Origin of the sequence: Microbacterium sp. B19(2022) (assembly GCF_012030385.1) — a bacterium.
Classification (GTDB): domain Bacteria; phylum Actinomycetota; class Actinomycetes; order Actinomycetales; family Microbacteriaceae; genus Microbacterium; species Microbacterium oxydans_B.
Map to the genome: position 1 here is coordinate 45,715 of NZ_JAAUVO010000024.1, position 6,735 is coordinate 52,449.

The 6,735-nt window shown below is 69.0% G+C and carries 9 protein-coding genes and 2 tRNA genes; 8 read left to right on the plus strand and 3 right to left on the minus strand.

Annotated features, from left to right (window positions below; translation table 11 throughout):
- Positions 1-22 precede the first annotated feature (22 nt).
- From HCX50_RS17690 to HCX50_RS17715, 6 genes are all read left to right on the plus strand, one after another.
- Positions 23-1,180, plus strand: a complete 1,158-nt coding sequence (locus HCX50_RS17690; RefSeq protein WP_167635235.1) for a DNA polymerase III subunit delta' — start codon at positions 23-25, stop codon at positions 1,178-1,180.
- Positions 1,177-2,733 (plus strand): alpha/beta fold hydrolase, encoded by a 1,557-nt coding sequence (locus HCX50_RS17695; RefSeq protein WP_167635236.1) that lies wholly within the window; start codon positions 1,177-1,179, stop codon positions 2,731-2,733. Before HCX50_RS17690 ends, HCX50_RS17695 begins: the two co-directional genes overlap by 4 nt.
- A gap of 69 nt (positions 2,734-2,802) precedes the next feature.
- Positions 2,803-2,875: transfer RNA gene (locus tag HCX50_RS17700), tRNA-Thr, on the plus strand.
- 65 nt (positions 2,876-2,940) lie between these two features.
- Positions 2,941-3,522 carry an isochorismatase family protein gene (locus tag HCX50_RS17705; protein ID WP_167635237.1) on the plus strand — a complete coding sequence of 194 codons (582 nt, stop codon included), beginning with the start codon at positions 2,941-2,943 and terminating at the stop codon, positions 3,520-3,522.
- A complete protein-coding gene (locus tag HCX50_RS17710; protein ID WP_167635238.1) occupies positions 3,519-4,052 on the plus strand; it encodes a DUF1697 domain-containing protein in 534 nt (177 codons plus the stop codon). The genes HCX50_RS17705 and HCX50_RS17710 overlap by 4 nt, the downstream gene beginning before the upstream one ends.
- On the plus strand, positions 4,049-4,681 hold the full coding sequence (locus tag HCX50_RS17715; RefSeq protein WP_167635239.1) for a peptidoglycan DD-metalloendopeptidase family protein: 633 nt from the start codon (positions 4,049-4,051) through the stop codon (positions 4,679-4,681). The genes HCX50_RS17710 and HCX50_RS17715 overlap by 4 nt, the downstream gene beginning before the upstream one ends.
- Positions 4,682-4,684: 3 nt before the next feature.
- On the opposite strand, the gene HCX50_RS17720 is transcribed toward HCX50_RS17715, so the two are convergent.
- Positions 4,685-4,900, minus strand: coding sequence for a hypothetical protein (locus HCX50_RS17720; RefSeq protein WP_167635240.1), 216 nt, complete (start codon positions 4,898-4,900; stop codon positions 4,685-4,687).
- Positions 4,901-4,925: 25 nt separating this feature from the next.
- Here HCX50_RS17720 and HCX50_RS17725 point away from each other — a divergent pair, with 25 nt between their 5' ends.
- Positions 4,926-5,441, plus strand: coding sequence for a CGNR zinc finger domain-containing protein (locus HCX50_RS17725; RefSeq protein WP_091028871.1), 516 nt, complete (start codon positions 4,926-4,928; stop codon positions 5,439-5,441).
- Between the two features lie 9 nt (positions 5,442-5,450).
- Here HCX50_RS17725 and HCX50_RS17730 read toward each other — a convergent pair whose 3' ends face one another.
- Positions 5,451-5,996 (minus strand): type 1 glutamine amidotransferase domain-containing protein, encoded by a 546-nt coding sequence (locus tag HCX50_RS17730; protein ID WP_167635241.1) that lies wholly within the window; start codon positions 5,994-5,996, stop codon positions 5,451-5,453.
- Between the two features lie 175 nt (positions 5,997-6,171).
- Between HCX50_RS17730 and HCX50_RS17735 the strand changes: the two genes are divergently transcribed.
- On the plus strand, positions 6,172-6,636 hold the full coding sequence (locus HCX50_RS17735; protein ID WP_029262789.1) for a hypothetical protein: 465 nt from the start codon (positions 6,172-6,174) through the stop codon (positions 6,634-6,636).
- Positions 6,637-6,664: 28 nt separating this feature from the next.
- On the opposite strand, the gene HCX50_RS17740 is transcribed toward HCX50_RS17735, so the two are convergent.
- Positions 6,665-6,735, minus strand: a tRNA-Lys gene (locus HCX50_RS17740).

The window sequence follows — 6,735 nt, forward strand, 5'->3', positions numbered from 1 at the left end:
TGGTCGCGATTAGGCTGAGTGCATGCCCCGCACCGATCCTGCTCCTTTCCCGTGGGCGGATGTGTGGGGGCAGGATGCCGCCGTCGACACTCTGCGTGCGGCTGCATCCGATCCGGCTGCTCTCTCGCACGCCTGGCTGATCACCGGCCCGCCCGGATCCGGCCGCTCGACTCTCGCGTACGCGTTCGCGGCCGCGCTGGTCGCCGACCACCCCGAAGACGAGGCCGTGATGCGGCAGGTCTTCGCGGGCACCCACCCCGACGTCACGGCGCTCCGGACCGACAAGGTGATCATCACGATCGCCGAGGCCCGCGCTCTCGTGGAGCGCTCGTACTTCGCACCCTCCGCCGGTCGGTATCGCGTGATCGTCGTCGAAGACGCCGATCGCATGGTCGAACGCACCTCCAATGTGCTGCTGAAAGCACTCGAGGAGCCGCCCGAGCAGACGGTGTGGATCCTGTGCGCGCCCAGCGAGGCCGACCTTTTGCCGACGATCCGCTCCCGGGTCCGCTCGCTGCGACTGCGTGAGCCGGATGTGGCTGACGTGGCCCGGCTCATCACCCTGCGCACGGGGGCCGATGAGGCTGTCGCCGAGCAGGCCGCGCGGCATGCGCAGCGCCACATCGGCATGGCGCAGCGTCTCGCCACCGACGACGCGGCTCGGCGTCGGCGCGACGAGACCCTCCGGTCGGTCATCGGGGTCCGCGGCGTCGGCGATGCGGTCGATGTGGCGGGACGAATCATCCAGGCCGCGACCGAAGACGCGAAGGCCCTCACGGCAGAGCGCGACGCGCAGGAGCGGGCTTCGCTCCTGCGCACGATCGGAATCGCCGAGGGTCAGGCCGTGCCGCCGGCTTTGCGCACGCAGCTCTCGGCTCTCGAAGACGATCAGAAGAAGCGTGCCACGCGCAGCCTGCGTGACGGCATCGATCGCGTGCTCACCGACCTGCAGTCGCTGTTCCGCGACGTGATCATGCTGCAGTTCGGCCGCGGCGACGATCTCATCAACAGCGAGCTGCGCCCCGAGCTGGAAGGCCTCGCCGCGGCCTGGTCCGAGGCCCGTACCCTTGTCGTACTTGACCACCTTGCCGAGACGCGGCTGTCGCTGGAGCGCAACGTCGCTCCGCTGCTCGCACTCGAGAGCTTGCTCGTGACGATCACGAGCGGGAGGAAACCGTGAACAACCGATCGACTTCCCGCTTCCGTCGCGCCGCCGCGGTCATCGCCGGCCTCGCCGCGGCATCCGTCGCGCTCTCAGGCTGTCTCTACGCGATGATCCCCGAGCAGTCCTCGCGCCCGGCGTCGACGATCGTCCCCGACACCGACGGGGTCGCCGAAGACCTGCTGCCGTTCTATTCGCAGGAGCTGGAGTGGACGGACTGCGGCCCCGGCTTCGACTGCACCGATGTGACGGCGCCCCTCGACTGGGAGAACCCGGGAGCCGGTGACATCAGCCTGTCGGTGATCCGGCATCGCGCGCAGGGGACCCCCGTCGGCTCCCTGCTCACGAACCCGGGCGGTCCCGGCTCGAGCGGTGTGGAGCTCGTCCAGAGCAGCCTCGACTTCGCCGTCGGGCCCGATCTCATCGAGAACTACGACGTGATCGGCTTCGATCCGCGCGGAGTCGGGGGCTCGACCGCGGTGACCTGCTACGACGCGCCGCAGATGGACGACTACCTCTACGGTATCCCGTCCGCTGCCCGTGGCACCGCGGAGTGGGAGGCCGAGCTGCTCGACGCGCACAAGTCGTTTGCCGAAGCATGCGAGGCGAACAGCGATGGCATCCTGCCGCACATCACGACGGTCAACTCCGCCCGCGACATGGACCTGATCCGCGCCGTGCTGGGCGACAAGCAGCTCAACTATCTCGGGTACTCGTATGGCACGTTCCTCGGGGCGACCTACGCCAAGCTCTACCCCGAGAAGGCCGGACGATTGGTGCTCGACGGTGCCATCGATCCCGCCGTTCCGGGGCTCGAGGTGGGCGCGACTCAGGCTCTGGGCTTCGAGTCGGCGCTGCGCGCGTACATGCAGAACTGCCTCGACTCGGGAAACTGTCCCTTCAACGGCACCGTGGATGAGGCGATGGCCGACCTCGGGGCGCTGCTGGCGAGCGTCGACCGCACGCCGCTCGAGAACGGCGACGGACGCATGATGGGTGCGGACTCGCTACTGACGGCGATCATCGCCGCGCTGTACTCGCAGGACAGCTGGGACATCCTCACCCAGGCGCTCGAGGAGGCGCTGCAGGGCGACCCGACCACGGCCTTCCTGCTCGCCGACTACTACAACAAGCGCGGCGATGACGGGGTCTACACCGACAACTCCACCGAGGCCTTCCGGGCATACAACTGCATGGACTATCCGGTCGAAGACGATCCGGCCGCCGAAGCCGCGATCGAGGCCAAGATCGCGGAGGGGGCGCCGACGATCGCCCCCTATTGGACCGGACCCGATTCGTGCGAGGTCTGGCCGTACCCGCCCACCGGCACGCGCGGCGAGATCACGGCCGAGGGTGCGGGCCCCATCCTCGTGATCGGCACGACGAACGATCCGGCGACGCCGTACGAGTGGTCCGAGTCGCTCGCCGACCAGCTCGAAGAAGGCGTCCTCATCACCCGCGTCGGCGAGGGCCACACCGGTTACAACAAGGGCAACGTCTGCGTGGACGACGCCGTCGAGGCGTTCCTGCTCGACGACGTGGTGCCCGAAGACGGCCTGCGCTGCGAGTGAGGCGGGCTCGATTCGCGAGCGAGCACGAGACAGGGTAATATCGGTGATCGTGCCGCTCACGCGTCGCACGCCGCCTTAGCTCAGTCGGCAGAGCATCTCACTCGTAATGAGAAGGTCGTCAGTTCGATTCTGACAGGCGGCTCCGAAGGCCCCGTGATGTGAAAACACCACGGGGCCTTTCCCGTTCTCGCGGCGTACCCTCGAATCATGAGCAGAGCGCTTCTCATCGTCGATGTGCAGAACGATTTCACGGAAGGCGGCGCACTCGCCGTCGCGGGTGGTGATGCGGTGGCCGCCGCCGTCACGAGCTTCCTCGCCGCGCATTCCTCCGACTACGGGGTGATCATCGCCTCCCGAGACTGGCATGACGCGGAGGGCGACAACGGCGGACACTTCGCGGAGACGCCCGACTACGTCGACTCGTGGCCGGTGCACTGCGTCGCGGGTACCGACGGTGCGGAGTACGACCCGCTCCTGGTGACGGATGCCGTGACGCACCACGTCCGCAAAGGGCAGGGCAAGCCGGCCTACTCGATGTTCGAGGGGGAGACGGAGGCGGGTGAGACCGTCGGCGCGCTCCTCGCTGCTGCGGGTGTGCTCAGTGCCGACGTGGTCGGGATCGCGACCGATCACTGCGTGCGGGCGTCCGCGCTCGACGCGATCGCCCACGGCGTCCACGTCCGCATCCTGACCGACCTCATCGCCGGGGTGGCATCGGAGCCGAGCGAAGCGGCCCTCGCAGAACTCGTGCATGCGGGGGCGGAACTGGTCGAGAGCACCGACGCGTGAGCCGCAGCGTCCTGCTGCTCCGGGCTGTGAACGTCAGCGGGCGCAACAGCGTGCCGATGGCACGGTTGCGAGAGGTGCTGGCGACCGAGACCGATCTCGCCGACGTGTCGACCTACATCGCGAGCGGCAACATCGTCTGCGCGACGCCGAAGAACCCGGATGCCGCATGCTCCGCCGTGCGCGTCGCGATCCACGAGGAGTTCGGGGTCGACACCCCGGTCATCCACCGGACACACGCGCAGCTGGTCGCGTCGGAGTCCGCTCAGCCGTTCCCCGAGGGTGACGTGAAGTTCGTGCACGCGATGTTCCTCGAGGGATCGCCCTCGGCAGGGGCGGTCGAGGCGCTGGAGGAGCGACGTCTGCCGGAGGAGCGCATCGCGCTGATCGGCAACGACCTGTGGATCGACTACGGGAGTGGCGGCGTGCACTCCACGAAACTCACGAAGGCGGTGTTGGACCGTGCGCTGGGAGTGGCCGGGACCGCGCGCAACCTCCGGACGACGCGCACACTCATCGAGCTGACGGCGTGACCCCGCCGGATGCCGTCGAGCTGGCCCTGCCGTTCACCGGACGGTGGCTGGTTCAGAACAGTCCGGCATCCCGCATTCCCAGCCACGGCACCGACCTGTTCGGCACGTCGCACGCGATCGACTTCGTGCCCGTCGGGCCGGACGGGCGCAGCGCCCCGCGCACCGTCGCGAGTCTGATCGGCACGGAGGACCCGGACACCTTCGCCGGGTTCGGCCGCCCGATCCTCAGCCCCGCGGCGGGCGAGGTCGTGGCCGTCCACGACGGCGAGAGCGACCACGTCGCGCGACGGTCACCGCTGTCGCTGATCGCGTACGCGCTCACTCAGCCATCGCGCATTCGCGGGGGTGCTCCGGCGATCGCGGGAAATCACGTGGCGGTTCGCGTGGGCGACGCCCTTGTGCTTCTCGCACATCTGCGGAAGGGGAGCGTCCGGGTGCGCAGAGGTCAGAGCGTCGCGATCGGCGAACAGCTGGGGGAGTGCGGGAACTCGGGCAACAGCACGGAACCGCACCTGCATGTTCAGGTGTCCGACTCGCTCGCTCGCGAGGCCCGTGGCATCCCGATCGCCTTCGGCCGACGCGATGGCGCCTGGTGGATTCCGCGGAACGGCGAGATCGTCGAGGCTTGAGGCTCAGCCCTGGACCCCGCCGGTCTCCGTGCTCAGCGCGGTCGGCGGCGTGTGCGGGTGCGACTGCAGGTCGACGCGACGGGTGCCGCATCCCCCGCAGCGCACGTAGAGGACGACGCCCTCACTGGTCGGATGCCGGGATTCGACGAGCCACGCGTGCTCGTGGGTCTCTGTGTCGGGCCGGACGCGGGGGATCGGGAGGGTGTTCTGCGAGGTCATGCATCCAGCGTGGTGTAATGGTCTTATGCATCTCAACCCTTACGGAGAATATGCGGTGCTCCTGGCCGCCTCCCTCGCGAACGACTGGCCGTCCGACCGTGCCGGGATCGCGGAGCGCACCCTCGAGTTGGGCATGACGCAGACCTTCCCGCCGGCTGCCGACGACCACGAGAAGATCAGGGCGGTCATCGACGACTGGCTCACGATCGTCGACGAGTCTGACCCCGACGCCCGGGCTCTGCTGCTGAACGCCCAGCTCGCGGCCGCGGCCGCCTACCCGCGGCTCACGAACCACGACGGGGAGGGCTGGCACCTGCACTACCGCGACGACGTGCCGTCACTGCCGTACGTGCTGCGGGCGATCATCAGCCTCGGCACCTCGCTGCACCTCGTGACCCGCGGGATGAGCAGGCTCGGGAGATGTCAGGCCGCGCCGTGCACGAACGTCGTCGCGGATGTGACCCGCAACGGCCGCCAGCGCTTCTGCTCCGTGCGCTGTGCGAACCGCGCGGCCGTCCGACGGCACCGGGCGCGGGCCTGACACCACCGCTCAGGCGGTCTGCCTGGAGTGCTTGCCCTCGCCGATCTCCTCGACGAGCTTCGCGTTGAAGGCGGGCAGGTCGTCGGGCGTGCGGCTGGAGACGAGGCCCTCGTCCACGACGACCTCCTCGTCGACCCAGGTCGCCCCGGCATTGCGGAGGTCTGTCGTCAGGCTCGGGTAGCTGGTGAGCGTCCGCCCGTCCACGACACCGGCCTCGATGAGGATCCAGGCGCCGTGGCAGATCACGCCCACCGGCTTGTGCTGCTCGAAGAAGGCCCGCGCCAGGGCGATCGACGGCTTGTCGAGGCGCAGATGGTCGGCGTTCACGACGCCGCCGGGAAGCACGAGCGCGTCGAACTGGTCGGCCGCGGCGTCGGAGGCGAGGAGATCCACGGCCTGCTCGTGACCGTTCTTCCCGGTGATCGCGGCGCCGTCCGGGGCGATCAGCGTCGCGCTCGCGCCCTCGGCGGTCACCGCATCCCAGGGGCTGGTGAGCTCGCTGTCCTCGAATCCGTCCGTCGCCAGGAATGCCACTCGGTTGCCGGTGAGAGTCATGGTTCGTCGTCCTTTCGTGGAGGGTCGTCCGCGGGGAGCGGACGAGTAGACCCTCTCCCAGGGCACCCGGATGTGGGAAGGGGGTGGCCACTGCGAGGAGCCGGTGATACAGGAGAAGCCGTCGTCTCCGGAGCGCTCCCCTCAGAATCCGCTGCGGCGGCAGTAGCATCCAGACATGCGCGTTCGTCCTGCTCTCGTCCTCCTGCCGATGCTCGTTCTGCTCGCGGCCTGCGCCCCCGAGCCGGCTCCGAGCCCGTCGCCGTCGACGTCGTCGACCTCTGCGCCCACGTCGCCCACTCCCACACCGTCTGAGACCTCCGCGCCGACCCCGGACCCGACGGAGGCCGCCTCGGAATTCTCCGGTCCCCAGCTCGTGAAGCTCTGCACCGAGAAGACACGCAGCCTGGCACCGGACGCGACCTACTACGCCGACATGGCGACCACCGAGTGGCTTGCGGAGAAGTCCCTCTGGTTCGTCGTCATCCCCAAGACGCTGGACGGCCAGGACAGCGTCGCGGTGTGCGCGATCGGCGGTACCCCGAAAGCCCCGACGTTCGAACTCGAAGGCGAGACGCTGCCCAGTGGCGTGGCCGACATCCGCGCGGAACTGCTGGCGGGCGAGCACGACGGCGAATCCTGAGACAGATGCCGCCGCGCTCACCCTGCGGTGGGCCCCGTGGGGCTCGAACCCACGACCCGCGGATTAAAAGTCCGATGCTCTGCCAACTGAGCTAGAGGC

Excerpts from the sequence above, each read along its gene's own strand:
- HCX50_RS17730 (WP_167635241.1), bottom strand. The coding sequence starts at position 5,996 with ATGACTCTCACCGGCAACCGAGTGGCATTCCTGGCGACGGACGGATTC.
- HCX50_RS17705 (WP_167635237.1), top strand. The coding sequence starts at position 2,941 with ATGAGCAGAGCGCTTCTCATCGTCGATGTGCAGAACGATTTCACGGAA.
- HCX50_RS17720 (WP_167635240.1), bottom strand. The coding sequence starts at position 4,900 with ATGACCTCGCAGAACACCCTCCCGATCCCCCGCGTCCGGCCCGACACA.
- HCX50_RS17690 (WP_167635235.1), top strand. The coding sequence starts at position 23 with ATGCCCCGCACCGATCCTGCTCCTTTCCCGTGGGCGGATGTGTGGGGG.
- HCX50_RS17725 (WP_091028871.1), top strand. The coding sequence starts at position 4,926 with ATGCATCTCAACCCTTACGGAGAATATGCGGTGCTCCTGGCCGCCTCC.
- HCX50_RS17735 (WP_029262789.1), top strand. The coding sequence starts at position 6,172 with ATGCGCGTTCGTCCTGCTCTCGTCCTCCTGCCGATGCTCGTTCTGCTC.